The following is a 25,525-nucleotide window of genomic DNA, read 5'->3' on the forward strand; positions in this document are numbered from 1 at the left end:
CCGGCGATGGGGCGCGCAGCGGCCCTTAATCGACGACCAACTGAAATGAACAGACAGACCCGCCAGCAGCCAGGGCTGATCGGCTATGCTTGCGCAGCGCACGGAGCAAGTAACCGGCTTGGGACCCATGGATATCAAGTTCACCAATCGCCTGTCATACAAGCAAGCCCGGTTGACAGTCCTGGTCGGCTTCATCCTGGGAACATTGCTCAGTCTCATCCAGATCGGCATCGATTATGCCAGCGAAGACGCGTCCATCAACCGTGAAATTCAGGCGCTGCTGAAGATCAGCCACGACACGGCATCGCGCATCGCCTACAACATCGACACCGAGCTGGCCCAGGAGCTGACCGGCGGGCTATTGAAATCCCCGGCGCTGATCCGGGCGCGATTGATCGACAACAACGACACGGTGCTGGCCGACGTGCAGCGGCCGCGCATGGAAAGCCGCTACCGGCCATTGTCGGACTTCCTGTTCGGCGAGCAGCGGGTGTTCCAGGACCGGCTGTTCCTCGCCCATATGCCCGAGGAATACCTCGGCACCCTGTACCTGGACGTCGACACCTACGCCTTCGGCGGGCGCTTCCTCGACCGCGCCGGGGTCACCCTGGTCAACGGTTTCGCCCGCAGCCTGGTGCTCACCGGCATTCTCCTGGCGCTGTTCTACCTGATGCTGACCAAGCCGCTGGTGACGGTGATCGGCGCGCTCAGCGGCAATGATGCGCGCACACCCCGGCAGAACCGCGTGGACTGCCCCAAGGGCCACGAGAACGACGAGATCGGCGTGCTGGTACGGGTCGCCAACCAGCAGTTCGTCAGCATGGCCACCGAGATCCAGCAGCGGCGCACCGCCGAAAACCGACTGACCCAGTACCTCAACGAGCTGGAAGACATCGTCTCGGCTCGCACCAACGAGCTCAAGGCCAGCAACAGCCGCCTGAGCCTGTCCAACCAGGAGCTGGACGAGGCGCGCCAGCGGGCCCTGGACATGGCCCAGGCCCGCGCCGCCTTCCTGGCCAACATGAGCCACGAGATCCGCACGCCGCTCAACGGCATGCTGGGCATGATCGCCCTGGCACTGGACAGCGGCCTGGCCGCCGAACAGCGCCAGCAGCTGTCGATCGCCCACGACTCGGGCAAGGTGCTGGTGGAGCTGCTCAACGATATCCTCGACCTGTCGAAGTTCGACGCCGGCCAGCTGGAGCTCGAGCGCATCCCGTTCGACCTCGGGGCGATGGTCGAGGACACCGCCAACCTGCTGTCGCAGAATGCCGCGCCCAGTGTCGAGCTGACCTGCCTGATCGCCCCGGACTTTCCCAGCACGGTACTGGGTGACCCGACGCGAGTACGGCAGATCGTCAGCAACCTGCTGTCCAACGCGCTCAAGTTCACCCGCTTCGGGCGTGTCGATGTACGCCTGAGCAGCATCGTCGGCGGCGTGCGCCTGGAAGTCAGCGACACCGGCATCGGCATTCCCGAGGAGGCCCAGGCACGGATCTTCCAGCCGTTTACCCAGGCCGGCGCCGGTATCACCCGCCAATACGGCGGCACCGGGCTGGGCCTGGCCCTGACCCGCAACCTGTGCAAGGCCATGCAGGGACATCTGCATATTCATTCCGAAACCGGCTTCGGCAGCCGTTTCAGCGCCGACCTGCCACTACCGGCGCATACCGAGGCGATCCCGCCAGCGGCAATAAGCGGACGCGTGGTGGCCCTGGGCAACCCCGGCAGCGGCCTGGCCGAGCTGCTGCAAGGGCTGCTGCCGCGTTGGGGGCTGGAATACGTGCGCCATGAAGACGCCAGCGCACTGGCTGGCCTGCCGGTCGACCTGCTGATCACCGACGACCTGGAACACGTGCTCGACCTGCGCCCGGCCATCGCGGCGCCGATCCTGCTGGTGACCGCCTACGGCAACTTCCTGCCTGCCGAGCAGGCCGAGCAACTGCAACCCTTGCAGCAGCTGGCCCGGCCCCTGGCGCGCAATGCCCTGTACCAGACGCTGCGCCGCACCCTGCAAGGGGAGCCCAACGCGCCGCTGCCCCACGAGGTGCCGGCCTCTCGCGAGTTGCGGGCGCGCATCCTGCTGGTGGAGGACAACCCGGTGAACCAACTGGTGGCCAAGGGCATGCTCGGCAAGCTCGGCTGCCAGGTGCAGGTGGCCGCCCACGGCCAGGAGGCCCTCGACTACCTGGAACGGGACAGCTTCGACCTGGTGCTGATGGACTGCAACATGCCAGTGATGGACGGCTACGAGGCCAGCCGGCGCATCCGCCAGAGCAGCCGCTGGCCGGAGCTGCCGATCGTCGCGCTGACCGCCAACGCCATGCCCGAGGAGCGCGAACGCTGCCGCGCCGCGGGCATGAACGACTACCTGGCCAAGCCGTTCCGGCGCGAGGAACTGCTGGCGCTGATCGAGCACTGGGTGCCGGTCAGCGGTTGAGCAGCGGCTCTATCGCCGCTTTCAGCGCCTCGGGCTTGGTGGTCGGGGCAAAGCGGGTGACCTTGCCGCTGCGCGGGTCGACCAGGAACTTGGTGAAGTTCCACTTGATCTTCTGCGTGCCCAGCAGCCCCGGCGCGCGGCGCTTGAGCTCGGCGAACAGCGGGTGGGCGCCGGGGCCGTTGACTTCGATCTTGCGAAACAGCGGGAAGCTCACGCCGAAGTTGAGCTCGCAGAACTGCGCGATCTCCCGGGCGTCGCCCGGCTCCTGCTTGCCGAACTGGTTGCAGGGGAAGCCCAGCACCACCAGGCCCTGGCGCTGATAGTCCTGCCACAGGCGCTCGAGCCCTTTGTACTGCGGGGTGAAACCGCACTGGCTGGCGGTGTTGACCACCAGCAGCGCCTTGCCGGCGAAGTCGCCCAGCACTTTCTGCTCACCGCCAAGGGTGACGCAGGGGATGTCCAGCAGCGCATCGGCCATGTTCGCTCTCCGTCAATCGCGTGGCTTGAAGTCCAGGCATACCGAGTTGATGCAGTAGCGTAGCCCGGTCGGCGGCGGGCCGTCGGGAAATACATGGCCCAGGTGGGCGTCGCACTGGGCGCAGGTGACTTCGGTGCGGATCATGCCGTGGGAGGTGTCGCGGATCTCGATCATCGCGGCCTCTTCGATCGGCTCGTAGAAGCTCGGCCAGCCGCAGCCGGAATCGAACTTGGCGTTGGAGGCGAACAGCGGCAGGTCGCAGCAGATGCAGTGGTAGACGCCGTCGCGGCGCTCGCTGTTGTACTTGCCGCTGAACGGCCGCTCGGTGCCTTTCAGGCGGCACACCTGGTACTGGGCCGGATCGAGCATGGCGCGCCATTCGTCCAGGGTTTTGTCGATCTTTTGCATGGTGGGACCTCGGCAGGCTGAATTTCACCTCGCACCGGCTTTTCCCTGGCGCGGGTGGCACGTATATTAGTTGGCTTCGTGTGCAAGGCAGCCAGTCTGGCACCCGGTTCCCGCCCTTTCAAACCTTTCGAAAGAAGGCGGCGCGTATTCTCACTCGGGATCTCATCATGCAGTTCAGCAAATCGAACAAGCTCGCCAATGTCTGCTACGACATTCGCGGCCCAGTGCTCAAGCACGCCAAACGCCTGGAAGAGGAAGGCCATCGCATCCTCAAGCTGAACATCGGCAACCCGGCGCCGTTTGGTTTCGAGGCGCCGGACGAGATCCTCCAGGACGTCATCCGCAACCTGCCCACCGCCCAAGGCTACAGCGACTCCAAGGGCCTGTTCAGCGCGCGCAAGGCGGTGATGCAGTACTGCCAGCAGAAGGAAATCGAAGGCGTCACCATCGAGGACATCTACCTCGGCAACGGCGTGTCCGAGCTGATCGTCATGTCCATGCAGGCGCTGCTCAACAACGGCGACGAAGTGCTGATCCCGGCGCCCGACTATCCGCTGTGGACCGCCGCGGTGAGCCTGGCCGGCGGCAAGCCGGTACACTACCTGTGCGACGAGCAGGCCGACTGGTTCCCGGACCTTGACGACATCAAGGCCAAGATCACCCCGAACACCAAGGCCTTGGTGATCATCAACCCGAACAACCCGACCGGCGCGGTGTACTCCAAGGAGCTGCTGCTGGGCATGCTGGAGCTGGCGCGCCAGCACAACCTGGTGGTGTTCTCCGACGAGATCTACGACAAGATCCTCTACGACGAGGCCGTGCACATCAGCACCGCGTCGCTGGCACCGGACCTGCTGTGCCTGACCTTCAACGGCCTGTCCAAGTCGTACCGGGTGGCGGGCTTCCGCTCCGGCTGGCTGATCATCTCCGGGCCCAAGCACCACGCCACGAGCTACATCGAAGGCATCGACATGCTGGCCAACATGCGCCTGTGCGCCAACGTGCCGGCCCAGCACGCCATCCAGACCGCCCTGGGCGGCTACCAGAGCATCAACGACCTGGTGTTGCCGCCGGGCCGCCTGCTGGAGCAACGCAACCGCACCTACGAGCTGCTCAACGAAATCCCCGGGGTCAGTTGCGTCAAGCCGATGGGCGCGCTGTACGCCTTCCCACGCATCGATCCGAAGGTCTGCCCGATCCTCAACGACGAGAAATTCGCGCTCGACCTGCTGCTGTCGGAGAAGCTGCTGATCGTCCAGGGCACGGCGTTCAACTGGCCGTGGCCGGACCACTTCCGCGTGGTGACCTTGCCGCGGGTGGATGACCTGGAACAGGCGATCGGGCGGATCGGCAACTTCCTGCGTACCTATTCGCAGTAAGCGATATCGCCATCGCGAGGCAAGTCGCATCGGTACGCCGATGCGATTTGCCTCGCGATGCTTTTGCCTTACATCCTGCAACGCTCTACCCCACAGCCCTCACGGCATCCTCTGCCATACTCCTCGCGTACACAGTTTGAAATAGTCGCCCGGTTGAATAGCAGCGCCCTCCCCCTTATATACCCCGCAGTACGCAACAAACTCATCCGTCAGGAGAACGTAACAACCATGATGCGCATTCTGTTGTTTGTAGCCACCAACCTCGCGGTGGTGCTGGTTGCAAGCATTACCCTGAGCCTGTTCGGCTTCAACGGGTTCATGGCCGCCAACGGGGTTGACCTCAACCTCGGCCAGCTGCTGGTCTTCTGCGCCGTGTTCGGTTTTGCTGGCTCGCTCGTCTCGCTGTTCATCTCCAAGTGGATGGCGAAGATGACCACCGGCACCCAGATCATCACCCAACCCCGCACCCGTCACGAGCAGTGGCTGCTGCAGACCGTCGAGGAGCTGTCCCGCGAGGCCGGCATCAAGATGCCCGAGGTAGGCATCTTCCCGGCCTACGAGGCCAACGCCTTCGCCACCGGCTGGAACCGCAACGATGCGCTGGTGGCGGTGTCCCAGGGCCTGCTGGAGCGCTTCTCGCCCGATGAAGTGCGCGCGGTGCTGGCCCACGAGATCGGCCACGTGGCCAACGGCGACATGGTCACCATGGCGCTGGTGCAGGGCGTGGTGAACACCTTCGTGATGTTCTTCGCCCGCATCATCGGCAACTTCGTCGACCGGGTGATCTTCAAGAACGAAGAAGGCCACGGTATCGCCTACTTCATCGCGACCATCGTCGCCGAGCTGGTGCTGGGCATCCTCGCCAGCATCATCGTCATGTGGTACTCGCGCCGCCGCGAGTTCCGCGCCGACGAGGCCGGCGCCCACCTGGCCGGCACCGGCGCGATGATCGGCGCGCTGCAGCGCCTGCGCTCCGAGCAGGGCCTGCCGGTGCACATGCCCGACACGATGAAGGCCTTCGGCATCAACGGCGGCCTGAAGCATGGCCTGGCCGGACTGCTGATGAGCCACCCGCCGCTGGAAGACCGCATCGACGCCCTGCGCCGTCGCGGCTGATCCAGGCAGCAACAAGAAAGGGCGACTTCGGTCGCCCTTTTTCATTGCCCCACGATGGCTTCAACGCCGAACGCTGTAGACTCGCTCAACCAAACTTTCGACACCAGCTTTGAGAAACTTCGGACTCTCGTCGAGAATCTCCCGCGCCTCGACCTCATCGACCCGCCACCCGGCAAACCCCGCCCGCACCTCGGCGTCCGGCACCGAGAACGGCGGCCCGTCGATCACGGCCTGGTCGTAGTCGAGGGTCACCAGCAGGCCGCGGCAGGCCGCTGGCAACTGCTCGCCCAACAACGCCATGTAACGCTCGCGCATCGGCTCCGGCAAGGCGATCAACGCCGCCCGGTCGTACACCCCCGCGCAATCAGCCAGATCCTCGGCACGCAGGGCGAACACATCGCCGCACCACAGCTCCACCTCGTCGCTGCGCCACACCTCGAAGCCCCCGTGCCGCGTCACCCGCGCCAACAGCCCGTGCTCGGCGAAGAAATCCTCCACCGCCCGCCGCGACAGCTCCACACCCAGCACCCGATACCCTTGCGCGGCCAGCCAGAGCATGTCCAGGCTCTTGCCACACAGCGGTACCAGCACCCGTGCGCCCGGGGCCAGCCCCAACGCCGGCCAGTGCGCCTGCAGGTACGGGTTCACCTGAGCCTGGTGAAAGCCGATCTGGTTGTCCGCCCACCGCTTGTGCCAGAACTCTGGCTCCATGATCCCTCCCGGTTTTTCGATAAAAGACTGTGAAAACTTATATTGGATCTCGATCGAAGGCTGATCGAAGATGGCAGCATCTTACCTGCCAGGACCCCACCATGCTGCCCAGCCTGTTCATTTCCCATGGCTCACCCATGCTCGCCCTGCAACCCGGCGCCAGCGGCCCGGCCCTGGCCGCGCAGGCCCGCGCCCTGCCCCGCCCGAAGGCGATCGTGGTGGTGTCGGCGCACTGGGAAAGCCGCGAACTGCTGGTGATGAGCAACCCACATCCGCAGACCTGGCATGACTTCCATGGTTTTCCACCGGCCCTGTACGCGGTGCACTACCCGGCTCCCGGCGAACCGGCACTGGCGCAGCGGCTGGCCGGGCTGCTCGGCGCCCGCCTGGATGAGCAGCGGCCTTTCGACCACGGAGCCTGGGTACCGCTGTCGCTGATGTATCCGCAGGCGGAGATTCCGGTAGTCCAGGTGTCGCTGCCCAGCCAGGCCGGCCCCGCCCTGCAACTGAAGGTCGGGCAGGCGCTGGCGCAGCTGCGTGAGGAAGGCATCCTGCTGATCGGCTCGGGCAGCATCACCCATAACCTGGGCGAGCTGGACTGGCACGCCGGGCCGGACGCGGTCGAGCCCTGGGCGCTAGCGTTTCGCGACTGGGTGGTGGAGCAGCTGAAGGCGGGAGACGAGGCGGCGCTTGTGGACTATCGGCGCCAGGCGCCGTTTGCAGTGCGCAATCATCCCAGTGACGAGCACCTGCTGCCGCTGTTCTTCGCCATGGGCGCTGGCGAGCGGTTTGGCATCGTTCACCAGGGATTCACGCTGGGGGCGCTGGGGATGGATATCTATCGGTTCGACTGACGCTCCCACGCACATGGTTACATATGCTGGACACAGGCAAAAAAAATCCCCGACCTAGGCCGGGGATTTTTTATTGCAGCGCCAGGATCAGTCCTCGCGGTAGCGGCGCAGCTTCAGCTGCTTGCCGGCTACGCGGGTGTCCTTGAGCTTGGTCAGCAGACGCTCGAGGCCGTCTTCCGGCAGCTCGATCAGGCTGAAGCTGTCACGCACCTGGATACGACCGATGGCATCACGCGCCAGGCCACCCTCGTTGAGGATAGCGCCCAGCAGGTTCTTGGCGGCGATGCCGTCACGGGCACCCAGGGCGGTACGGCAACGCACGCGGCCTTCAGCCAGTGGCATCGGCGCGCGACGCTCGCGGTCACCACGGTCGCTGCGCTCACCACGTTCGGTACGCTCGCCAGTGCTGCGCTCACGCGGAGTGTGGGTCGGCACCAACGGCTGCTCGCGCTCTACCGAAGCCAGGTCCAGCGCCTGGCCATTGGTGGCCTTGCGCAGCAGGGCCGAAGCCAGGGCACGGGCACTGCAACCCAGGTCGGCGGTCAGGCGGTCGAACAGCTCGCCATGGCTGGCCTCGGACTCGGCCACCAGTGGCGCCAGGCTCTTGGTCAGCTTCTTGATGCGTGCGTCCAGCACGGCCTGCGGGTTAGGCAGGCGGGCTTCGGCAACCTTCTGCCCGGTGACACGCTCGATCACCTGCAGCATGCGGCGCTCACGCGGAGTGACCAGCAGCAGCGCACGGCCATCGCGACCGGCACGGCCGGTACGGCCGATACGGTGCACGTAGGACTCCGGATCGTACGGCATGTCGACGTTGAACACGTGGGTGATACGCGGTACGTCCAGACCACGGGCAGCGACGTCGGTGGCGACGACGATGTCCAGGCGGCCATCCTTGAGCGAGTCGATCACGCGTTCACGCTGGTTCTGGGCGATGTCGCCGTTCAGCGCGGCAGCCTTGTAGCCTTTGGCTTCCAGGGCGGCGGCCAGGTCCAGGGTGGCTTGCTTGGTACGCACGAAGGCGATCAGCGCGTCGAACTCTTCCACTTCCAGCAGGCGCAGCACGGCCGGGATCTTCTGGTCGGCGTGGACCATCAGGTGGGCCTGCTCGATCGCGGTCACGGTCTGGGTCTTGCTCTGGATCTTGACGTGCTTCGGCTCGCGCAGGTGGCGCTCGGCGATGGCACGGATCGAGGCCGGCAGGGTGGCGGAGAACAGCACGGTCTGGCGGGTTGCAGGGATGGCGTCGAAGATCACTTCGAGGTCGTCCATGAAGCCCAGCTTGAGCATTTCGTCCGCTTCGTCGAGTACCAGGTACTGAACGGTGGACAGGACTTTCTCGTCGCGGCGCAGGTGGTCGCACAGGCGGCCAGGGGTGGCCACGACGATTTGCGCGCCGTTACGAATGGCACGCAGTTGTGGGCCCATCGGGGCACCACCGTAGACAGCCACCACGTTAACGCCCGGCATCTGCTTGGCGTAGGTTTCGAAAGCGGTGGCTACTTGCAGCGCCAACTCACGGGTTGGCGCCAGGATCAGGGCTTGCGGTTCGCGCTTGCTCACGTCGATCTTGTTGAGGATCGGCAGGGCGAAGGCAGCGGTCTTGCCGGTGCCAGTCTGCGCCTGGCCGATCATGTCGTGACCGGCGAGGATGATCGGGATCGACTGATGCTGAATAGCCGAAGGCTCTTCGTAGCCGGTGGCCAGAACAGCAGCAACGATATTCGGATTGAGATCGAGAGCGGCGAATCCGCCGGTTTCCTGGGTCATGGGTCTGCCTCTAGGTGCATCCGCAAAGACCCATGCTCCAAAACTGCACATGCCTTGAAAGACCAAGCGGTCACCCAGGCAGTTTTGGCGGCGGGGATTTGCGAAAACGATTGAAAAAGGAACATCTTGGGAAGGTCCGACTAGCGGACGCGCAGCCGAAGCTGGGTTCGGAGGATTTGCACCACCTGATTCGAGGTCCGCTAAAAGACCGGCGCGTACTATACCCGAATCCGCCATGAACTGTGAGAAATATTTCTAAGTTCAAGGCTTGGATTGGATCCAGGCTGAATCGTTTCCTCGCAGGCTCGGCGCTGCCCTCATCGATTCAGGTCGCCGGGCGGATGGCCTTGATCAGGTACTCCAGCGAGTACCCCAGCTGCGGCGCCAGGGTTGCGGCCCGCGCCCGCACGGCATCGATATCCAGCGTCTGCTCCAGGTCCGCCGGCACCAGCAGGATGACGTTACCCTCCTTCACCGGCAGTTCCCAGTAATGGCGATGGTACAGCCCGCGCAACAAGGCCGCGCCCAGTGGCTTGCCATCGTCCCCGGCCCACTGGTTGATCACCAGCCACCCCCCTGGGTTGAGCTGCTTCTGGCAGTTTTCCAGGAACCCCCAGGCCAGGTGCCCGACGCCGGGGCCATAGTCGGTATACAGGTCGACGAACAGCAGGTCGGCCTTTTCGGCGCTGGGCAGCAGCTCAAGGGCATCGCCTACCCGCACATACAGCCGAGGATCGTCGTCCAGGCCCATGAACTCCATGGCCAGGCGCGGCACGTCCGGGCGCAGTTCGATGGCCTCGACGTCCTCCAGCGGCAGGAACTTCAGGCAGGCCTGGGTCAGGGTGCCGGCGCCAAGGCCGAGGAACAGCGCGCTTTCCGGCTGTTCGTGGCACAGCGCGCCAACCAGCATGGCGCGGGTGTAGTCGTACTCCAGCCAGCTGGGGTCGGCGGTGAAGGTGCAGCTCTGCTCGATGGCGTCGCCGAACTCGAGGAAGCGATAGTCATCCACCTCGTACACGCTGATGACGCCAAAGGCATCCTCGACCCGTGCCAGCAGCCGCTCTTCCCGCTCCGTCGCCATCCCTACCACCTGCCCGCGCAAAACCGCCATTGTCCGCCAATGCCGGTGGTGCAACAAGCACGCGCGGGCGTACCATGGCTGGCAGGCCTTAACGACACTTATGGATAGAGCTTGCAATGACCCGACAATGGACCCCTGACAGCTGGCGCACCCTGCCGATCCAGCAGCAACCGATCTACCCCGACGCCGCGCACCTGCTGAAGGTGGAGCAGACCCTGGCCAGCTACCCGCCGCTGGTGTTTGCCGGCGAAGCCCGCGAGCTGCGCCGGCAGTTCGCCGAGGTGACCCAGGGCCGGGCGTTCCTGCTGCAGGGTGGCGACTGCGCCGAGAGCTTCGCCGAGTTCTCCGCGGCGAAGATCCGCGACACCTTCAAGGTGCTGCTGCAGATGGCCATTGTCATGACCTTCGCCGCCGGCTGCCCGGTGGTCAAGGTCGGGCGCATGGCCGGGCAGTTCGCCAAGCCACGCTCGGCCAACGACGAAACCATCGGCGACGTCACCCTGCCCGCCTACCGTGGCGACATCGTCAACGGCATCGGCTTCGACGCGAAAAGCCGCATTCCCGACCCCGAGCGCCTGTTGCAGGCCTACCACCAGGCCACCGCCAGCCTCAACCTGCTGCGCGCCTTCGCCCAGGGTGGCTTTGCCGACCTGCACCAGGTGCACAAGTGGAACCTCGATTTCATCGCCAACTCGGCGCTGGCCGACAAGTATCACCAGCTGGCCAACCGCATCGACGAAACCCTGGCCTTCATGCGCGCCTGCGGCCTGGACACGGCGCCGCAACTGCGCGAAACCAGCTTCTTCACCGCCCACGAAGCGCTGCTGCTCAACTATGAGGAAGCCTTCGTGCGCAGCGACAGCCTGACCGGCGACTACTACGACTGCTCGGCGCACATGCTGTGGATCGGCGACCGCACCCGCCAGCTCGACGGCGCCCACGTCGAGTTCCTGCGCGGCGTGCACAACCCGATCGGGGTCAAGGTCGGCCCGAGCATGAACCCCGAGGAGCTGATCCGCCTGATCGACGTGCTCAACCCGGACAACGACCCGGGCCGCCTGAACCTGATCGTGCGCATGGGCGCCGGCAAGGTCGGCGACCACCTGCCGGGGCTGATCCGCACCGTGCAGCGCGAGGGCCGCCAGGTGCTGTGGAGTTCGGACCCGATGCATGGCAACACCATCAAGGCCAGCAGCGGCTACAAGACCCGCGACTTCGCGCAGATCCTCGATGAGGTCAAGCAGTTCTTCCAGGTGCACCAGGCCGAGGGCAGCCACGCCGGTGGCATCCATATCGAGATGACCGGGCAGAACGTCACCGAGTGCATTGGCGGCGCCCGGCCGATCACCGAGGACGCGCTCTCCGACCGCTACCACACCCACTGCGACCCGCGCATGAACGCCGACCAGTCGCTGGAACTGGCCTTCCTGATCGCCGAAACCCTCAAGCAGGTACGCCGCTGAGCAACGCCTGACGCAGCCGGCTGCCCTCGGCGCGGGGGCAGTTGAGCTGCACCTGCGCCAGGCCCAGCCAGTTGGTCAGCTTCTGCAGGCTTAGCGCCAACGCCTGGTAGCCCGCCTCGTCCAGCCCCATCGCCTCTTCGTGCACCGCATTCACTGCCAGGCGTCCGTGGGCGCGTTCGGCACGCAGGTCCAGGCGCGCGGCGATGCGCCCGTCGTGCAGGAACGGCAGCACGTAGTAGCCGTACACCCGCTTGTGCGCGGGGGTGTAGATCTCCAGGCGGTAGCGGAAATCAAACAGGCGCTCGGTGCGATCCCGCGCCCAGACCAACGAATCGAACGGCGAGAGCAAGGCGCTGGCTTCGATACGCCGGGGAATCCGTGGCACGTCCGCGACATAGGCCGGCTGTTTCCAGCCCTGCACAGCGCAGGCCTGCAGGCGCCCGTCCTCGACCAGCACAGCCAGGGCGGCCTTGCTCTGCTGCGGCGAGAGGCGAAAGTAATCACGCAGATCCTGTTCGGTGGCCACGCCCAGGGCGCCGGCCGCGTGCAGCAGCAGGCCCTGGTGCGCTTCAGCCTCGCAGGGCTGGGCATGATCTAGGATTTCCGCCGGTAGCACCCGCTCGGGCAGGTCGTACAGGCGCTCGAAACCGCGACGCCCGGCCACGGTGACCTCGCCAGCGGCGAACAGCCATTCCAGCGCGTGCTTTTCTTCGCTCCAGTCCCACCAGGGGCCGGCGCGTTCCTCGCGGGTCGACAGGCTGCCTGCACCCAACGCGCCGCGCTCGCGCACGGCAGCCAGTACCCGGTCGATGACCTCGCGCCGCTCACGGCCAAAGGTCGCCAGTTGCCGGTAGATGCCCTTGCCGTCGGCGGCGTGGGCCATGCGCCAGCGCATCAGCGGGTAGAGCTCCAGCGGCAGCAGTGATGCCTCATGCCCCCAGTATTCGAATAGCCGCCGCTGGCGGCGCTTGCCCCAGGCGAGCTGGTCCAGCAGGTCGGCTGGATAATCGCCAAGGCGCGAGAACAACGGCAGGTAATGGGAGCGCACCAGGGCGTTGACCGAGTCGATCTGCACCACGCCCAGGCGCTGGAGCATGCGCTTGAGATTGGCGAGGGTCGGCGGCTGCGCGAGCGACTTGCCAAAGCCCTGGGCGGACAAGGCCAGGCGGCGGGCCTGGGCGAGGGACAACTGGAAGGACATGAGGTGGCTCCGTCTGGTGTCCAGACAGTAAAGACGCAATCGCGGGGCAAGCCCCGCGATTGTAACCACCTTCATTTACGCAACGGGTCCTCCCAGAAATGCCGGTCGGCCTCCTGCTGGATATCCGCCCGCGACAACCCCAGGTCATGCAGCGTGGCATCGCTCAGGCGCGCCAGCTCGTCGCGCTGGCGGTGCAGTTCGAACCAGCGTAGCACCAGCCCGCTGGCGTCGTGCCACAGATGGCCCAGGGATGCGGCCGGTTGGTGAGCTACGTTGAAATGACCTTTCATCATGACGCCCTCCTTGTGGATGGCTCCAGTCTCGTCCCAGGCCTAAGATCAATCCAACGAATGTTTCTGATGCCATGCATCTCGGAGATTGATGCCATGTCCCAGTATCAGAGTCTCGACGCCGAGGTGCTGCGCACCTTCGTCGCCATTGCCGAGCAAGGCGGCTTCACCCGCGCCGGCGAAGTGGTCAACCGCACCCAGTCGGCGGTGAGCATGCAGATGAAGCGCCTGGAAGAGGACATCCTGCAGCGCCAGCTGTTCGAGCGCGATGGCCGCCAGGTGCGCCTGACCGCCGAGGGCCAGGTGCTGCTGGGCTATGCCCGACGCATCCTCAAGTTGCATGGCGAGGTGTTCAACACCCTGCGCATGCCGCACATGGTCGGGGTGGTGCGCATCGGCACCCCGGACGACTACGCCATGCGCTACCTGCCGGGCATCCTCACCCGCTTCGCCCAGGCCTACCCGCTGATCCATGTCGAGGTGCATTGCGATTCGTCCAAGCAGCTGATGCTGCGCCAGGACCTGGACCTGACCATCGTCACCCGCGAGCCCGGCAACGAGATCGGCCAGTTGCTGCGCCAGGAGCGCCTGGTGTGGGCCGCGGCCAAGGGCTTCTGCCCGCAGGAGCAGCGGCCCATGCCGCTGGCGCTGTTCAACACCGATTGTTTTTGCCGCGCCTGGACCTGCAATGCCCTGGAGCGCCACGGCATCGAGTACCGCATCGCCTACACCAGCCCGAGCCTGGCGGCGATCTTCGCCATCGTGCAAGCGGGGCTGGCGGTAACCGCGCAGTTGCACAGCCTGGTTGGCGGCGAACTGCGCATCCTCGGCGAGGACGACGGCCTGCCGCAGTTGCACATGGCCAATGTGATGCTGCTGCGCAATGACCAGCAGCATTCGCCAATTACCGACTGCATGGCCGAGTACATCGTCGAGGGGTTCAAGTAAGCCGAGGGCGCTTCGCGCCCTTTTCACCGGCAAGCCGGCTCCCACAGAGGGCAATGGGCTCTGCAGCCCCTTGCGCTCAGAGCTCGAACCCGAGCATCACCGCGCACACCACCAGAAACACACAGAACATCGAGCGCAATACCTTTTCCGGCAACGCATGGGCCAGCTTCACCCCCCAGCTGATGCTCAGCAACCCACCTACCGCCAACGGCACCCCGATGCTCCAGTCCACGCTCTGGTGCAGGCCGTAGGTCAGCAGGGTCACCGCGGTGCTCGGCGCCGCCAATGCCAGCGACAACCCCTGGGCCACCACCTGGGTGGTGCCGAACACGGAGGTCAGTATCGGCGTGGCCACCACCGCGCCGCCCACGCCGAACAGCCCGCCCATGGTCCCGGCAAAGCTGCCCAGCACGCCCAGCCATGGCCAGGGATAGCGCAGCTGGTTGCTCGGCGGTTTCACCGGCAGGAACATGCGCGCCACGTTCCACAACGCCAGGGCCACCAGGAAACCGACGAAATACAGGCGCATCGACTGGGCATCGATGCCCACTGCCCAGATCGACCCCAGCCAGGCGAACAAAAAGCTGCACAACGACAGCGGCACGGCATGGCGCAACTCGATGCGGTTGCGCTGGTGATAGCGCCACAACGCAAGCAGCACGTTGGGCACCACCATCACCAGGGCGGTGCCCTGAGCCAGTTGCTGGTCAAGGCCGAACAGCACCCCCAGCGCCGGGATCGCGATCAGCCCGCCACCAATCCCGAACAAGCCACCCAAAGTGCCCAGGGCTGCGCCCAAAACGATGTACATCAACCACTCGATCATTCGCGTCTCATCCGCCTGCTCTCAGAGAATGCCGGCATGCTACCCAGTCCCGGCTGGCGGGGAAACGCACAGCAGCGCACAATGGCTTTGCGCAATCCGCACAAGCAGAGCCGTCATGAGCCCCGATATCCTCACCGAACAACTGAGTCTTTTTCTCGATGTGCTGGAGACCGGGAGTTTTTCCGCCGCCGCCCGTCGCCATCCGCTCACGCCTTCGGCCGTGGCCAGGCGCATCGACAGCCTGGAAAACGCGGTAGGCAGCCGCCTGTTCTCACGCAGCACCCACGCGGTGCGCGCCACGCCGGCCGGTAATGCGTTCGCCGAACGGGCCCGGCGCATCATCGAGGAACTGCGCCTGGCCCGGGCCGAGGCGGTATCCCTGAGCAACGCCCCCGAAGGGCTGATCCGCATCGACGCCCCGGCCGCGTTCGGCCGGCGCCACCTCGCTCCGGCCATCGCCGACTTCCTGGTGGCCTACCCCGGGCTCGACGTGCAACTGCGCCTGATCGACAGTTTCGTCGACCTGCACGGCAGCCACCTGGGCGAAGTCGACCTGGTGCTGCGCGCGGGCCCCCTGGCCGACACCCGCCTGGTGGCCACGCCACTGGCGTACATGGTGCGAATCGCCTGCGCCAGCCCGGCGTACCTGGCCAATCGCGGCGTACCGGCCTGCCCGAGCGAGTTGCCTGGGCATGACGGCCTCGACTGGGACGGCCTGGCGCCACCGTTCGCCTGGCGCTTCGAGGTCGGCGGCCAGACCCGCCTGTACCGCCCGACGCGCATGCGCATGGCCGCCAACAATGCCGAGACGCTGCTGTTCGGTGCCTTGGCCGGGCTGGGCATCGCCCACCTGCCGACCTGGCTGGTCAGCGACTACCTGCTGCGCGGCGAACTGCTCCCCCTGTTCTGCGACAACGGCCTGCCGGCCCCCGAAACCAGCGGGATTTATGCACTGCGCCTTGAACATGAAACGAACTCTCGCAGCCGCTTGCTGCTCGAATTCCTCAAGAGCCGTTTCAGCCCGGTGCCGCCCTGGGACCTGGCGCTGAGAAGCGAGCTGCGCTGGCAATGAGCGCACCAAGCTTTGGCGTGCTAGATTTTATTACTCACCGATTCCAAGGACCTGCATGAACGCCGACACCCAAGCCCCCTGCGACGCGCTGCTGCTGGACAACCAGGTCTGCTTCGCCCTGCACTCGACCTCGTTGCTGATGACCAAGGTCTACAAGCCCCTGCTGCAGGCTCTGGGCCTGACCTACCCGCAGTACCTGGCCATGCTCGTGCTGTGGGAGCAGGACGGCTTGACCGTGGGCGAGATCAGCCAGCGCCTGCTCACCGACCCCGGCTCCCTGACCCCGCTGCTCAAGCGCCTGGAAAGCGAAGGCCTGCTCAAGCGCAGCCGCAGCCGCGAGGACGAACGGGTGGTACTGGTGCAACTGACCGACAAGGGCCACGCCCTGCAGGCCGAAGCCCAGCGCGTGCCGCAATGCATCCTGCAGGCAAGCGGCCACAGCGCCGAGCAACTGCGCAAACTGCAGGCCGACCTGCTCGCCCTGCGCGCGCAGCTGCAAGAAAACCTCTGACGTCTAAGCTGTGAGATGGCTGTTCGGATGAATGGTCGAATATTTAACTTGCGCACTAAATAATTGCGCACTAAGTTAAGCCCATACCCACTCGGCGCCGACGGCGCACAGCACCCAAGCGAGGCTCAAGATGCAAAAGGTCACTCCGCTGTACATCGCAGAAGCCACTTCCACCGGTGGTCGTGATGGCAAATCCCGCTCCAGCGACGGCAAGCTGGAAGTCAAGCTGAGCACCCCGAAAGAGCTGGGCGGCACCGGGGGTGAAGGCACCAACCCCGAGCAGATGTTCGCCGCGGGTTACTCGGCCTGTTTCATCGGCGCGCTGAAGTTCGTCGCCGGCCAGGAGAAAAAAGCCCTGCCAGCTGACGCCTCGATCACCGCCAAGGTCGGCATCGGCCAGATCCCCGGTGGTTTCGGCCTGGACATCGACCTGCACATCAACCTGCCTGGCCTAGCCCAGGCCGACGCCGAAGGGCTGGTGGAGAAGGCGCACAAGGTCTGCCCGTACTCCAACGCCACCCGCGGCAATGTGGATGTGCGCCTGCATGTGACGGTGTGAATGCCTTCGCGGGGCGAGCCGACTTGCCCCGCGATGAAGGCGCCACGGTTTCACGAGCACAAAAAAACCCGGCCAAGGCCGGGTTTTTTTGTGCTCATCGCAAGAAGGATTACTTCTTGGAACGGCCCTTGAAGCTGTTGTCGCGAGTGTCGATGTCGATCCACTCGTCGATCTGGATGAAGTCGGCAACCTGGATCTCGGTACCGTTCTTCAGCTTGGCAGGCTTCATGACCTTGCCCGAGGTGTCGCCACGTGCGGCGTTCTCGGTGTAGGTAACCTGGCGGCTGATGGTGGTCGGCAGTTCTACCGATACCAGGCGGCCTTCGAAGAAGACGGCTTCGCAGATGTCTTCCATGCCTTCTTCGATGTACGGCAGAACGGCGTCGATATCTTCGGCGTTCAGCTCGTACATGGTGTAGTCGGTGGTGTCCATGAAGGTGTACGAGTCACCGCTGATGAACGACAGGGTCGCTTCTTTGCGATCCAGGATCACGTCGTCCAGCTTGTCGTCCGCACCGTATACGGTTTCGGTCTTGTAGCCGGTCAGCAGGTTCTTCAGCTTGGTCTTCATGATCGCGCTGTTACGGCCCGACTTGGTGAACTCAGCTTTCTGAACCAGCCACGGGTCGTTGTCGATCCGCAGTACGGTACCGGGTTTCAGTTCTTTACCAGTTTTCATTACGAAGTATCCGAATCTGGATGGATTTATAAAAATCGAGGCCGCGTATCATAGCGAATTTCGGTAAAACTGTACCAGCTTCGTGGCAAGGTCCGGCCGAGCGGCCTGCGTGGCCTGCCACTGGCGGGCATGTTCGCGCACTTCCTCCCAGTGTGGCTGCAGCGCCTGCCAGGCCTGCCCCATCGGGCGATCCATGTTCCAGGCCCGCCACAGTTCGCTCAACGCCTGCCCGGCGGCGGCCGACAGCCCATGGCGATAAAGGGCGAGAAATGCTTCGAGCTTTTCCCAGTGGGCGTTCTCTTCCTGGATGTAGATGTGCCACAGCATCGGCACGCCAGCCCATTGCGCCCGCACGAACGAGTCCTCGCCACGCACGGCGTTGAAGTCGCAGCTCCACAGCAACCGATCGTAGTCGTCCTGGCTGACGAAAGGCAGCACCTGGACCGTCAAGGCGCCGCGCCGATGCAGCGCCCCCACGGCCAAGTCCGCCTCGCCCAGCCAGTGGCCGAGGTCGCCCAGAATGCGCCCCTGCGGTACCAGCAGGTGGCTGGGCTGCGTGCCTTCGGCCAGTACGTCGAGCCAGTTGCCCAACTGTGGATTCTCATAGGCGAACAGCGAGATCAGCCGCGCCCCGGCCTCGGGGTGGACGCCCAGCCCTGCCAGGAACCTCGCCCGCTCGTCCGGCGCCTGGCGGAACGCCTGGCAACGGGGCAGCAAGGCAGCTTCGCGCAGCAGGCCACCGGTCTTCTCGGTGAAACCCGGGAAGAAAAAGAACTTGCGCAACCCATTGGCCTGGGGCGACGGCAAGCCATGGCAGCCATCCACCCAGTCTTCGGCACTGAGGTAGTCCAGGTTCAGCCACAAGGGCGGCGTGGCCTGCCTGCCCATGGCCTCGACATAGGCCTGCGGCAGCTGGCAGGCGAAGGCGCCCACTACCACCTGCGCCGGCTCCGCGCCTTGCCACGTGGCCGGCCAGTGGCGCACCTCGACCCCCTGCCGCCACTGCTGCTCGGCTTGGCTGTCGGCCTCTGGGCACAGGGGCACGAAGGCTTGCAGGTCATCCACCCACAGGCGCACGGCCAGGTCATGCTCGCTCGCCAGCTGGCGCGCCAGGCGCCAGGTGACGCCGATGTCGCCATAGTTGTCGACGACCGTGCAGAAGATGTCCCAGGTGGTTTTCATCGCCACGTTCCGTTACCTGCGGAAAAAAGACCGCGGATTTTGCTGAAAAATGCCGGCCAACAAAAGCGCGGCGCTGAAAATACCTGGCGCGGCATGCGAGAATGGCGCCCTCGCCCCGCCTGCCAGGAGGCCATCATGCCCCGCCCCCGCGAATTGAAGATAACCTTGAAACCGGTGCAACTGGTGCTGTGCGTCGCCCTCGGCCTGTGGCTCGGCGCATTGGCGATCGCCGTGAGCCTGTGGCTGGCCCTGCACTTGTGGCCACAGCAGGTGCAACCGCTGGTCGAGGCCACCGCCCCCGCGCAGGTCCTGTCTGCACCAACCGCTCCTCCAGCGCCACCGGCCGATGCCCAGGCGCAGATGTTCGAACATTACAAGGACATCCTGCACAAGCAGGAATTGCAGCAGGCCGCCGAGGCGGCCCAGGGCAACCCGCGCAACCTGAACAGCCCCAAGTGCCAGTTCTGGCTGCAGCAGAACCGTACCGCGCCGACCGACAAGAGCCAGGCCAACGTACTGGAGTTCTGCTACTAACCATGGACAAGGCCACCCTGCTGCAGCGCATCGTCACCACCCTCGAGCACGACATGGAGGTGCTGCGCCGCGCCGCCCAGACCGCCTACGAGGCCGCCACCGCCGAAGAGAATATCGCCGAGAACAAGTACGACACCCTGGGGCTCGAGGCTTCGTACCTGGCCACCGGGCAAGCTCGGCGCACCGCTGAGATCCGCCAGGCGCTGCAGACCTACCAGCAACTGGTGCCGCGCAACTATGACCCGGCGCGGGGGATCCAGGTCGGCTGCCTGGTGACCCTGGAGGATGAACAGGGCCTGCGGCGCAGGCTGTTCCTCGGTCCCGAGGGCGCCGGCTTGAAGATTGGCGAGGGAGAGGCGCTGGTGACGGTGATCACGCCTCGCGCACCGCTAGGCCAGCAACTGCTTGGCAAGCGCGTGGATGACGAAGTACGCCTGGTGCTGGCTGGGGTGGCGCAGGTGCAGTTCATCATCGATATCGTCTGATCGGGCGTTATCGCTGCAAGGCGTCGAAACGCTGTGCCAGCCCCTGCTCGGCAAACTGCTCCACCACGAAATCAATGAAGGCGCGGGTCTTGCCCGGCAACAGCTTGCGCTCGGCGTAGTACAGGCTGATATGCCCATCGTCGACGTACCAGTCCGGCAGCACCCGACACAGGCGGCCTGAGGTCAGGTAAGGCAAGGCGAACGGCAGGCTGACCAGGGCGATGCCCAGGCCCTGCTCGGCCACCGCGCAGGCAGCATCCGAATCGCTCATGGTCATGTGTTGCGGCAGCCGCAAGGGTTGTTGCTCCTGCCAGCGGCTGGTCAGCGGCCAGCTGCGCACCCTGCCGGTCTGCGGCGAGCGGATGAGGATGCCGGTGCAAGCCTGCAACTGTTCCGGCCGATCGATCGGCCCATGCTGCCGCACATAGCCCGGCGAGGCCACCAGCACCCGGTGCGCGGGCGTCAGCTTGCGTGCCACCACCCCGGGCGGTAGCTCGAAACCACCGCCGAGGGCGGCGTCGAAACCCTGGCCGATCAGGTCGACCTGGCGGTTGTCGAAATGCCAGTCCGGCGAGATCGCCGGGTAGCGGCGCAGAAACTCGCCCAACAACGGCACAACGTACAAGCGCCCGAACACCGTGCCCATGCTCACCCGCAGCAGCCCCGCCGGTTGCCCCTCGGCGCTGGCCAGGTTGGCCATGGCATATTGGATGGTACGCAGGCTGTCGCCGACCTCGCCCAGGAAGCGCTGCCCGGCCTCGGTCAAAGTGAGCTTGCGCGTGCTGCGCTGGAACAACCGCACCCCCAGGCGCGCCTCCAGTTGGGCGACGTTCTTGCCCACCGCCGCAGGGGTCAATGACAAACGCCGCGCCGCCTCGGCGAAACTGCCGACCTCGGCACTGCGCACGAAGCATTCCAGGCTACTGAACGATTCCATACTCATCATTGCCAACCAAAAGTTTACTCTGTAGATCGCAATTACCACCTTATCAGCATGCAATCCACGTTCGATACTGTGTCCATCCAAGGCATCCGGCCTTGCTTGAACGCAGGAGATCAGCATGTCCCAAGTACTTCCCCTCACCGGCAAGGTGGCCCTGGTCCAGGGCGGTTCCCGTGGTATCGGCGCGGCCATCGTCCGCCGCCTGGCCCGCGACGGCGCCAAGGTCGCCTTCACCTATGTCAGCTCGAGCGCCAGCGCCGAGGCCTTGGCAGGCGAGATCAACAGCGGCGGCGGCCAAGCCCTGGCCCTGCGCGCAGACAGCGCCGACACCCAGGCCGTGCAGCAAGCCGTGGCCGATACCGCGAAGGCGTTCGGCGGCCTGGACATTCTGGTCAACAACGCCGGTGTGCTGGCGGTGGCGCCGGTCGCCGAGTTCGACCTGGCCGACTTCGACCGGCTGCTGGCGGTCAATGTGCGCAGCGTGTTCGTGGCCACCCAGGCGGCAGTGAAGTACATGGGCCAGGGTGGACGGGTCATCAACATCGGCAGCACCAACGCCGAGCGCATGCCGTTCGCCGGTGGCGCGCCCTATGCCATGAGCAAGTCGGCGCTGGTCGGCCTGACCAAGGGCCTGGCCCGTGACCTGGGGCCGCAGGGGATCACCGTCAACAATGTGCAGCCTGGGCCGGTGGACACCGACATGAACCCGGCCAGTAGCGAGTTCGCCGAGAGCCTGATCCCGCTGATGGCCATCGGGCGCTATGGCCAGGCGGACGAGATCGCCAGCTTCGTGGCCTACCTGGCGGGGCCTGAGGCCGGCTACATCACCGGGGCGAGCCTGCTGGCCGATGGTGGTTTCGCGGCCTGATTTGTAATTGCCTGCGCCGGCCTCATCGCCGGCAAGCCGGCTCCCACAGGTACAGTGCCGCGTTCAAGATCCGCGCCGCACCTGTAGGAGTCGGCGGCGAAGGGTTATTCACCGGCCGCCAGCAGTTTTTCTTCAAGTACGTCCAGAAACGCCCGCGCCGCCGGCGTGGGGCTGGGCGACCACACCGCGTACAGATGCCGCACCGGCGCATCCACCAGCGGCACCATGGCGGCGTTCTTGAAGCCCCGAGCGATACGCTCGGGGACCAGACCCACGGCCATGCTTCGCTGCACGAACTTTTCCACCAGGCGGATATGGCCGATCTCGAACTGCACCCGATGCCGCAACCCTGCCGCCTGGAACGCCTCGTCGGTCTGTCGACGCGCCCCGGTGCCCTCGGGAAAGTCCACCAGCACCTCGTCGGCCAGCTCGGCCAGGGCCAGCTGAGCCCTGCCCGCCAACCGATGGCCAGGTGGCAGCACTGCCACCAACTCCTCCCGCGCCAGCAAGCGATGCTGCACGCCATGCAGTGCCTCGCCCTGCCACAGGCCGATGAAGCCCACGTCCAGGCGCCGCTCGCAGACGTCCGTTACCAGCAACTCGCTCTTGGCGGTCAACCAGCGCACGTCCACATCAGGGTAGCGCTCATGAAACACCGCCAGCAGATCGACCAGGTCCAGCGCGGTGAGCGAGCTGATCTCGCCGATCGACAAACGTCCACGCACCTGCCCGCAGGCGGCGGCAACATCCTCGGCCACCCGCCGCGCCGCCGCCACCGCCGGCCGGGCACTGATGACGAAGGCCTCGCCGGCCGGGGTCAGGCGCACCCGCCGCGAACTGCGCTCGAACAGGCTTACCCCCAACTGTGCCTCCAACCGTGCCACCTGATGGCTGAGGGCCGACTGCACGACGTGGCAGCGCTCGGCGGCGCGGGTGAAACTGCCGGTGTCGGCAACGGCCAAGGCGTATTCGAGCTGTTTGAGGTTCATCGATCTATCTGTTTTCAAGATGGATAAGTTGATAACTATACATTGGCGTCATGAATGACACTTCCTGATACTTGTCGCTACACAACCTTGCCTGCACCGAGACTGCCCATGAATTCCCCGACTCTGAGTCGCGTCCTGATCCTGCTGATGGCCACCGCCACCGGCCTGGCCGTGGCCAGCAACTACTACGCCCAGCCCCTGCTGCACAGCATCGCCGAGCAGTTCGGCCTGAGCACCGCCAGCGCCGGTACCATCGTCATCGCCGCCCAGCTCAGCTACGGCGCCGGGCTGCTGTTGCTCGCGCCACTGGGCGATCTGTTCGAGCAGCGGCGGCTGATCGTCACCATGGTGCTGATCGCCACCGCTGGGCTGGTGATCAGCGCCTGCGCGCCAAGCCTGCCGTGGCTGTTGTTCGGCACGGCGCTGACCGGACTGTTCTCGGTGGTGGCCCAGGTGCTGGTACCCATGGCCGCCGCGCTCAGTGCTCCAGATCAACGCGGCCGCGCCGTGGGCACGCTGATGAGCGGCCTGTTGCTGGGCATCCTGCTGGCGCGCACCGCCGCAGGCTTCATGGCTGAGCTGGGCGGCTGGCGCAGCATCTACGTGCTGGCCGCCGTGCTGATGGCCATCAGTGCCCTCGCCCTGTACCGCAGCCTGCCGCAACACCACAGCCACGCCGGCTTGAAATACCCGGCGCTGATCGGCTCGGTGTTCCGCCTGTTCGTCGAGGAACCGGTGCTGCGCCTGCGCTCGCTGCTGGGCTTGCTGGCGTTCAGCCTGTTCGCGCTGTTCTGGACACCGCTGGCGTTCCTGTTGAGCGAGGCGCCCTACCATTACTCCGACGCGGTGATCGGCCTGTTCGGCCTGGCCGGGGCGATCGGCGCACTGGCGGCGAACTGGGCCGGGCGCCTGGCCGACCGCGGCAAAGGCTCGCTGGGCACCACCGTGGGGCTGGTGGCGCTATTGCTGTCGTGGGTGCCGCTGGGGTTTGCGCAAAGCTCGCTGGTGGCGTTGCTGGTGGGCGTGCTGTTGCTCGACCTGGCGGTGCAACTGGTGCACGTGAGCAACCAGAACGCGGTGATCGTGCTGCGCCCCGAGGCGCGTACGCGGCTCAATGCCGGCTATATCACCTGCTACTTCATCGGCGGAGCGCTGGGGTCGCTGCTGGGCACGCAGCTGTTCGAGGTGCATGGCTGGGATGGGATCGTGGTGGCCGGGCTGGTGATCGGTGCGCTGGCGCTGCTGGTGTGGGGGCTGGCTGAGCGCCGGCGGGGGAAGCTAGTGGTGCCAGCCTGAAAGTATTTTACTGACCACACCAGCCTCATCGCCGGCAAGCCGGCTCCCACAGGGTATCGCGCAACATCTGTGGGAGCCGGCTTGCCGGCGATGAGGCCCGCGCAGGAGTCAAGGCTTGCCTTCGATGAACGCTTCATCCACCCGCGCCAATTGGGTCTCGCTCAACACCCCGGCCTGGTAATGCAGCTTGATCCACGCCAGCAGGTAGTCGTAGCGCGCCTGGGCCAGGTCGCGGCGGGTGGTGGCCAACTGCTGTTCGGCGTTGAGCACGTCCAGGTTGACCCGCTCGCCGCCTTGCACGCTCTTGCGCGTGGACACCACCAGTGCCTCGGCCGCCACCAGCGCCCGCTGGTAGGCACGCAGCTGGCTGGCACCGGACTGGCAGGCGTTGTACTGCTTGCGCAGCTCGATCAAGGCACTGCGCGTGTTGCCATCGAGCTCGTACTCGGCCTGCTCCAGGTGCCGGCTGGCCTGGCGGGTCGAGGCCAGCACCCCGCCCCCGGCGAAGATCGGCACGCTCACTTCGATGCCCACGGTATTGGTGTCGTAGCGCTGGTTGTAGGTGTTGCCGCTGTCCGACTCCTGGCGCCGCGAAGTAGCGAACGCGGTGACCTTGGGCAGGTGCCCGGCACGATTGCGCTCGACCTCGTAGCGCGCCACTTCCAGGGCCTGGCGCGATGACGCCAGTTGCGGGTTGTTGGCCAGGGCCCGCTCCTGCCAGGCCTCGTAGCCGCTGGGGTCGACCACCGGCAGGGCAAAGCCCAGGCGCAGCGGCGCCAGGTCCTCGACCCGCACCGCCGGCTCGCCGATCAGCGCGCCCAGTTCGCGCAGCGCGGCATCCTGTTCGTTGCGCGCCTTGATCTCCTCGGCATCGGCCAGCTCGTAGCGGGCCTGGGCCTCGAGAATATCGGTGCGCGTGCCCTCGCCGGCGTCGAACAGACGCTGGTTCTGCTGGAACTGCTGGCGGTAGGCCTGCTTGCTGGCGACGCTGATGGCGATCTGGTCCTGGGCGAACAGCGCCTGGGTGTAGCTGGTCATCACCCGCACCAGCAGTTGCTGGCTCTGGTCGCGGAAGCTCTCATCGGCGAACAACGCCTGGGCCACGCCCTTGCGATAGCTCGAATAGGCTTCATAGTCGAACAGCGGCTGCTGGAGGATGAAGGTCGAGCCCATGCTGTTGTAGGTGCGGTCTTCCTTTTGCCGGCGCGAATCGCCGAGGTAGCGCACCTCGGAATCGTTGCGGCCCTTGTTGTAGCTGTACGACAGGCTGGGCAGCAGCCCGGCGCGGCCGATGGCGCGGTATTCCTGGCCGGCTTCGCGGGCCTTGAACGCCGCAAGGTAGGTCGGATCGCGGCGCAGGGCCTGCTCGTATACCTGGAACGGCCCCATGGCGGCCTGGGCGGCGGTCGGCAGCCAGGCGCAGGCCAGCAGCAGCCCGATCA

Annotated in this window: 25 protein-coding genes and 1 pseudogene; 13 read left to right on the forward strand and 13 right to left on the reverse strand. The window is 65.6% G+C overall.

What is annotated here, in order from left to right; genetic code table 11:
• The first annotated feature begins 85 nt into the window (after positions 1 to 85).
• The gene (locus AAHK21_RS05980) at positions 86 to 2,440 is read left to right on the forward strand and encodes a response regulator (RefSeq protein WP_367856713.1); all 2,355 of its coding nucleotides are present in this window, start codon (positions 86 to 88) and stop codon (positions 2,438 to 2,440) included.
• Here AAHK21_RS05980 and AAHK21_RS05985 read toward each other — a convergent pair.
• Together AAHK21_RS05985 and msrB are read right to left on the reverse strand one after the other, a co-directional pair.
• Positions 2,430 to 2,918 carry a glutathione peroxidase gene (locus AAHK21_RS05985; protein ID WP_046856557.1) on the reverse strand — a complete coding sequence of 163 codons (489 nt, stop codon included), beginning with the start codon at positions 2,916 to 2,918 and terminating at the stop codon, positions 2,430 to 2,432. The two genes, AAHK21_RS05980 and AAHK21_RS05985, sit on opposite strands and share 11 nt — an antisense overlap.
• Before the next feature lie 12 nt (positions 2,919 to 2,930).
• A complete protein-coding gene (msrB, locus tag AAHK21_RS05990) occupies positions 2,931 to 3,326 on the reverse strand; it encodes a peptide-methionine (R)-S-oxide reductase MsrB (RefSeq protein WP_367856714.1) in 396 nt (131 codons plus the stop codon).
• Between the two features lie 167 nt (positions 3,327 to 3,493).
• Here msrB and AAHK21_RS05995 point away from each other — a divergent pair, with 167 nt between their 5' ends.
• Positions 3,494 to 4,705: a pyridoxal phosphate-dependent aminotransferase gene (locus AAHK21_RS05995; RefSeq protein WP_046856559.1), complete on the forward strand. Its 1,212-nt coding sequence runs from the start codon at positions 3,494 to 3,496 to the stop codon at positions 4,703 to 4,705.
• 228 nt (positions 4,706 to 4,933) lie between these two features.
• A complete protein-coding gene (htpX, locus tag AAHK21_RS06000; RefSeq protein WP_038705666.1) occupies positions 4,934 to 5,821 on the forward strand; it encodes a protease HtpX in 888 nt (295 codons plus the stop codon).
• A gap of 60 nt (positions 5,822 to 5,881) precedes the next feature.
• Here htpX and AAHK21_RS06005 read toward each other — a convergent pair whose 3' ends face one another.
• Complete coding sequence (locus AAHK21_RS06005) at positions 5,882 to 6,532, reverse strand: thiopurine S-methyltransferase (RefSeq protein WP_367856715.1); 651 nt, start codon at positions 6,530 to 6,532, stop codon at positions 5,882 to 5,884.
• A gap of 101 nt (positions 6,533 to 6,633) precedes the next feature.
• On the opposite strand from AAHK21_RS06005, the gene AAHK21_RS06010 reads away from it, so the two are divergent.
• The gene (locus AAHK21_RS06010) at positions 6,634 to 7,386 is read left to right on the forward strand and encodes a class III extradiol ring-cleavage dioxygenase (protein ID WP_367856716.1); all 753 of its coding nucleotides are present in this window, start codon (positions 6,634 to 6,636) and stop codon (positions 7,384 to 7,386) included.
• A gap of 87 nt (positions 7,387 to 7,473) precedes the next feature.
• Here the strand turns inward: AAHK21_RS06010 and AAHK21_RS06015 are convergent.
• Together AAHK21_RS06015 and AAHK21_RS06020 are read right to left on the reverse strand one after the other, a co-directional pair.
• Positions 7,474 to 9,190, reverse strand: a pseudogene (locus AAHK21_RS06015) (DEAD/DEAH box helicase).
• 291 nt (positions 9,191 to 9,481) lie between these two features.
• Complete coding sequence (locus AAHK21_RS06020; RefSeq protein ID WP_023630401.1) at positions 9,482 to 10,237, reverse strand: spermidine synthase; 756 nt, start codon at positions 10,235 to 10,237, stop codon at positions 9,482 to 9,484.
• Between the two features lie 116 nt (positions 10,238 to 10,353).
• Between AAHK21_RS06020 and AAHK21_RS06025 the strand changes: the two genes are divergently transcribed.
• Positions 10,354 to 11,700 (forward strand): class II 3-deoxy-7-phosphoheptulonate synthase, encoded by a 1,347-nt coding sequence (locus AAHK21_RS06025; RefSeq protein WP_038705662.1) that lies wholly within the window; start codon positions 10,354 to 10,356, stop codon positions 11,698 to 11,700.
• Here AAHK21_RS06025 and AAHK21_RS06030 read toward each other — a convergent pair.
• Both AAHK21_RS06030 and AAHK21_RS06035 read right to left on the reverse strand, forming a co-directional pair.
• Complete coding sequence (locus AAHK21_RS06030; RefSeq protein WP_367856717.1) at positions 11,681 to 12,901, reverse strand: winged helix-turn-helix domain-containing protein; 1,221 nt, start codon at positions 12,899 to 12,901, stop codon at positions 11,681 to 11,683. The two genes, AAHK21_RS06025 and AAHK21_RS06030, sit on opposite strands and share 20 nt — an antisense overlap.
• A 71-nt stretch (positions 12,902 to 12,972) precedes the next feature.
• On the reverse strand, positions 12,973 to 13,191 hold the full coding sequence (locus AAHK21_RS06035) for a DUF1127 domain-containing protein (protein ID WP_031316004.1): 219 nt from the start codon (positions 13,189 to 13,191) through the stop codon (positions 12,973 to 12,975).
• A 96-nt stretch (positions 13,192 to 13,287) separates the two neighbouring features.
• Here AAHK21_RS06035 and AAHK21_RS06040 point away from each other — a divergent pair, with 96 nt between their 5' ends.
• A complete protein-coding gene (locus AAHK21_RS06040; protein WP_367856718.1) occupies positions 13,288 to 14,139 on the forward strand; it encodes a LysR substrate-binding domain-containing protein in 852 nt (283 codons plus the stop codon).
• Between the two features lie 76 nt (positions 14,140 to 14,215).
• Here AAHK21_RS06040 and AAHK21_RS06045 read toward each other — a convergent pair whose 3' ends face one another.
• Positions 14,216 to 14,965, reverse strand: a complete 750-nt coding sequence (locus AAHK21_RS06045) for a sulfite exporter TauE/SafE family protein (RefSeq protein ID WP_046856563.1) — start codon at positions 14,963 to 14,965, stop codon at positions 14,216 to 14,218.
• Between the two features lie 115 nt (positions 14,966 to 15,080).
• On the opposite strand from AAHK21_RS06045, the gene AAHK21_RS06050 reads away from it, so the two are divergent.
• The 3 genes from AAHK21_RS06050 to AAHK21_RS06060 all read left to right on the forward strand — a co-directional run bounded on the left by AAHK21_RS06050 (position 15,081) and on the right by AAHK21_RS06060 (position 17,107).
• On the forward strand, positions 15,081 to 16,037 hold the full coding sequence (locus AAHK21_RS06050) for a LysR family transcriptional regulator (protein ID WP_046856564.1): 957 nt from the start codon (positions 15,081 to 15,083) through the stop codon (positions 16,035 to 16,037).
• A 55-nt stretch (positions 16,038 to 16,092) separates the two neighbouring features.
• Positions 16,093 to 16,548, forward strand: a complete 456-nt coding sequence (locus AAHK21_RS06055; RefSeq protein WP_367856719.1) for a MarR family winged helix-turn-helix transcriptional regulator — start codon at positions 16,093 to 16,095, stop codon at positions 16,546 to 16,548.
• 130 nt (positions 16,549 to 16,678) lie between these two features.
• Positions 16,679 to 17,107, forward strand: a complete 429-nt coding sequence (locus AAHK21_RS06060) for an organic hydroperoxide resistance protein (RefSeq protein ID WP_367856720.1) — start codon at positions 16,679 to 16,681, stop codon at positions 17,105 to 17,107.
• 109 nt (positions 17,108 to 17,216) lie between these two features.
• Here AAHK21_RS06060 and efp read toward each other — a convergent pair whose 3' ends face one another.
• Together efp and earP are read right to left on the reverse strand one after the other, a co-directional pair.
• Entirely contained in the window at positions 17,217 to 17,786 is a 570-nt protein-coding gene (gene efp, locus AAHK21_RS06065; RefSeq protein ID WP_011532839.1) for an elongation factor P, read from the reverse strand.
• A 48-nt stretch (positions 17,787 to 17,834) separates the two neighbouring features.
• Positions 17,835 to 18,968 carry an elongation factor P maturation arginine rhamnosyltransferase EarP gene (gene earP / locus AAHK21_RS06070; RefSeq protein WP_367856721.1) on the reverse strand — a complete coding sequence of 378 codons (1,134 nt, stop codon included), beginning with the start codon at positions 18,966 to 18,968 and terminating at the stop codon, positions 17,835 to 17,837.
• 135 nt (positions 18,969 to 19,103) lie between these two features.
• On the opposite strand from earP, the gene AAHK21_RS06075 reads away from it, so the two are divergent.
• Positions 19,104 to 19,502, forward strand: a complete 399-nt coding sequence (locus tag AAHK21_RS06075) for a hypothetical protein (RefSeq protein WP_367856722.1) — start codon at positions 19,104 to 19,106, stop codon at positions 19,500 to 19,502.
• A gap of 2 nt (positions 19,503 to 19,504) precedes the next feature.
• Entirely contained in the window at positions 19,505 to 19,987 is a 483-nt protein-coding gene (locus tag AAHK21_RS06080) for a transcription elongation factor GreAB (RefSeq protein ID WP_367856723.1), read from the forward strand.
• A gap of 7 nt (positions 19,988 to 19,994) precedes the next feature.
• On the opposite strand, the gene AAHK21_RS06085 is transcribed toward AAHK21_RS06080, so the two are convergent.
• Positions 19,995 to 20,930: a LysR family transcriptional regulator gene (locus AAHK21_RS06085; RefSeq protein WP_046857868.1), complete on the reverse strand. Its 936-nt coding sequence runs from the start codon at positions 20,928 to 20,930 to the stop codon at positions 19,995 to 19,997.
• Positions 20,931 to 21,048: 118 nt separating this feature from the next.
• Here AAHK21_RS06085 and AAHK21_RS06090 point away from each other — a divergent pair, with 118 nt between their 5' ends.
• Entirely contained in the window at positions 21,049 to 21,798 is a 750-nt protein-coding gene (locus tag AAHK21_RS06090) for a 3-oxoacyl-ACP reductase family protein (protein WP_367856724.1), read from the forward strand.
• 104 nt (positions 21,799 to 21,902) lie between these two features.
• Here AAHK21_RS06090 and AAHK21_RS06095 read toward each other — a convergent pair whose 3' ends face one another.
• Positions 21,903 to 22,787 (reverse strand): LysR family transcriptional regulator, encoded by an 885-nt coding sequence (locus AAHK21_RS06095; RefSeq protein ID WP_367856725.1) that lies wholly within the window; start codon positions 22,785 to 22,787, stop codon positions 21,903 to 21,905.
• Positions 22,788 to 22,895: 108 nt separating this feature from the next.
• Here AAHK21_RS06095 and AAHK21_RS06100 point away from each other — a divergent pair, with 108 nt between their 5' ends.
• On the forward strand, positions 22,896 to 24,083 hold the full coding sequence (locus AAHK21_RS06100) for an MFS transporter (RefSeq protein ID WP_367856726.1): 1,188 nt from the start codon (positions 22,896 to 22,898) through the stop codon (positions 24,081 to 24,083).
• Positions 24,084 to 24,191: 108 nt separating this feature from the next.
• On the opposite strand, the gene AAHK21_RS06105 is transcribed toward AAHK21_RS06100, so the two are convergent.
• Complete coding sequence (locus tag AAHK21_RS06105) at positions 24,192 to 25,472, reverse strand: TolC family outer membrane protein (RefSeq protein WP_367858962.1); 1,281 nt, start codon at positions 25,470 to 25,472, stop codon at positions 24,192 to 24,194.
• Positions 25,473 to 25,525 lie beyond the last annotated feature (53 nt).

The organism is Pseudomonas sp. TE50-2 (assembly GCF_040813665.1).
Lineage (GTDB): Bacteria > Pseudomonadota > Gammaproteobacteria > Pseudomonadales > Pseudomonadaceae > Aquipseudomonas > Aquipseudomonas soli.

Excerpts from the sequence above, each read along its gene's own strand:
- AAHK21_RS06040 (WP_367856718.1), top strand. The coding sequence starts at position 13,288 with ATGTCCCAGTATCAGAGTCTCGACGCCGAGGTGCTGCGCACCTTCGTC.
- AAHK21_RS06035 (WP_031316004.1), bottom strand. The coding sequence starts at position 13,191 with ATGAAAGGTCATTTCAACGTAGCTCACCAACCGGCCGCATCCCTGGGC.
- AAHK21_RS06010 (WP_367856716.1), top strand. The coding sequence starts at position 6,634 with ATGCTGCCCAGCCTGTTCATTTCCCATGGCTCACCCATGCTCGCCCTG.
- AAHK21_RS06030 (WP_367856717.1), bottom strand. The coding sequence starts at position 12,901 with ATGTCCTTCCAGTTGTCCCTCGCCCAGGCCCGCCGCCTGGCCTTGTCC.
- earP (WP_367856721.1), bottom strand. The coding sequence starts at position 18,968 with ATGAAAACCACCTGGGACATCTTCTGCACGGTCGTCGACAACTATGGC.
- AAHK21_RS05980 (WP_367856713.1), top strand. The coding sequence starts at position 86 with ATGCTTGCGCAGCGCACGGAGCAAGTAACCGGCTTGGGACCCATGGAT.
- AAHK21_RS06085 (WP_046857868.1), bottom strand. The coding sequence starts at position 20,930 with ATGAGTATGGAATCGTTCAGTAGCCTGGAATGCTTCGTGCGCAGTGCC.
- AAHK21_RS06020 (WP_023630401.1), bottom strand. The coding sequence starts at position 10,237 with ATGGCGACGGAGCGGGAAGAGCGGCTGCTGGCACGGGTCGAGGATGCC.
- AAHK21_RS06080 (WP_367856723.1), top strand. The coding sequence starts at position 19,505 with ATGGACAAGGCCACCCTGCTGCAGCGCATCGTCACCACCCTCGAGCAC.
- AAHK21_RS06105 (WP_367858962.1), bottom strand. The coding sequence starts at position 25,472 with ATGGGGCCGTTCCAGGTATACGAGCAGGCCCTGCGCCGCGATCCGACC.
- AAHK21_RS06050 (WP_046856564.1), top strand. The coding sequence starts at position 15,081 with ATGAGCCCCGATATCCTCACCGAACAACTGAGTCTTTTTCTCGATGTG.
- AAHK21_RS06075 (WP_367856722.1), top strand. The coding sequence starts at position 19,104 with ATGCCCCGCCCCCGCGAATTGAAGATAACCTTGAAACCGGTGCAACTG.
- AAHK21_RS06095 (WP_367856725.1), bottom strand. The coding sequence starts at position 22,787 with ATGAACCTCAAACAGCTCGAATACGCCTTGGCCGTTGCCGACACCGGC.
- AAHK21_RS06045 (WP_046856563.1), bottom strand. The coding sequence starts at position 14,965 with ATGATCGAGTGGTTGATGTACATCGTTTTGGGCGCAGCCCTGGGCACT.
- efp (WP_011532839.1), bottom strand. The coding sequence starts at position 17,786 with ATGAAAACTGGTAAAGAACTGAAACCCGGTACCGTACTGCGGATCGAC.
- AAHK21_RS06100 (WP_367856726.1), top strand. The coding sequence starts at position 22,896 with ATGAATTCCCCGACTCTGAGTCGCGTCCTGATCCTGCTGATGGCCACC.
- AAHK21_RS06090 (WP_367856724.1), top strand. The coding sequence starts at position 21,049 with ATGTCCCAAGTACTTCCCCTCACCGGCAAGGTGGCCCTGGTCCAGGGC.
- AAHK21_RS06025 (WP_038705662.1), top strand. The coding sequence starts at position 10,354 with ATGACCCGACAATGGACCCCTGACAGCTGGCGCACCCTGCCGATCCAG.
- AAHK21_RS06005 (WP_367856715.1), bottom strand. The coding sequence starts at position 6,532 with ATGGAGCCAGAGTTCTGGCACAAGCGGTGGGCGGACAACCAGATCGGC.
- AAHK21_RS06060 (WP_367856720.1), top strand. The coding sequence starts at position 16,679 with ATGCAAAAGGTCACTCCGCTGTACATCGCAGAAGCCACTTCCACCGGT.
- AAHK21_RS05985 (WP_046856557.1), bottom strand. The coding sequence starts at position 2,918 with ATGGCCGATGCGCTGCTGGACATCCCCTGCGTCACCCTTGGCGGTGAG.
- htpX (WP_038705666.1), top strand. The coding sequence starts at position 4,934 with ATGATGCGCATTCTGTTGTTTGTAGCCACCAACCTCGCGGTGGTGCTG.
- AAHK21_RS05995 (WP_046856559.1), top strand. The coding sequence starts at position 3,494 with ATGCAGTTCAGCAAATCGAACAAGCTCGCCAATGTCTGCTACGACATT.
- msrB (WP_367856714.1), bottom strand. The coding sequence starts at position 3,326 with ATGCAAAAGATCGACAAAACCCTGGACGAATGGCGCGCCATGCTCGAT.
- AAHK21_RS06055 (WP_367856719.1), top strand. The coding sequence starts at position 16,093 with ATGAACGCCGACACCCAAGCCCCCTGCGACGCGCTGCTGCTGGACAAC.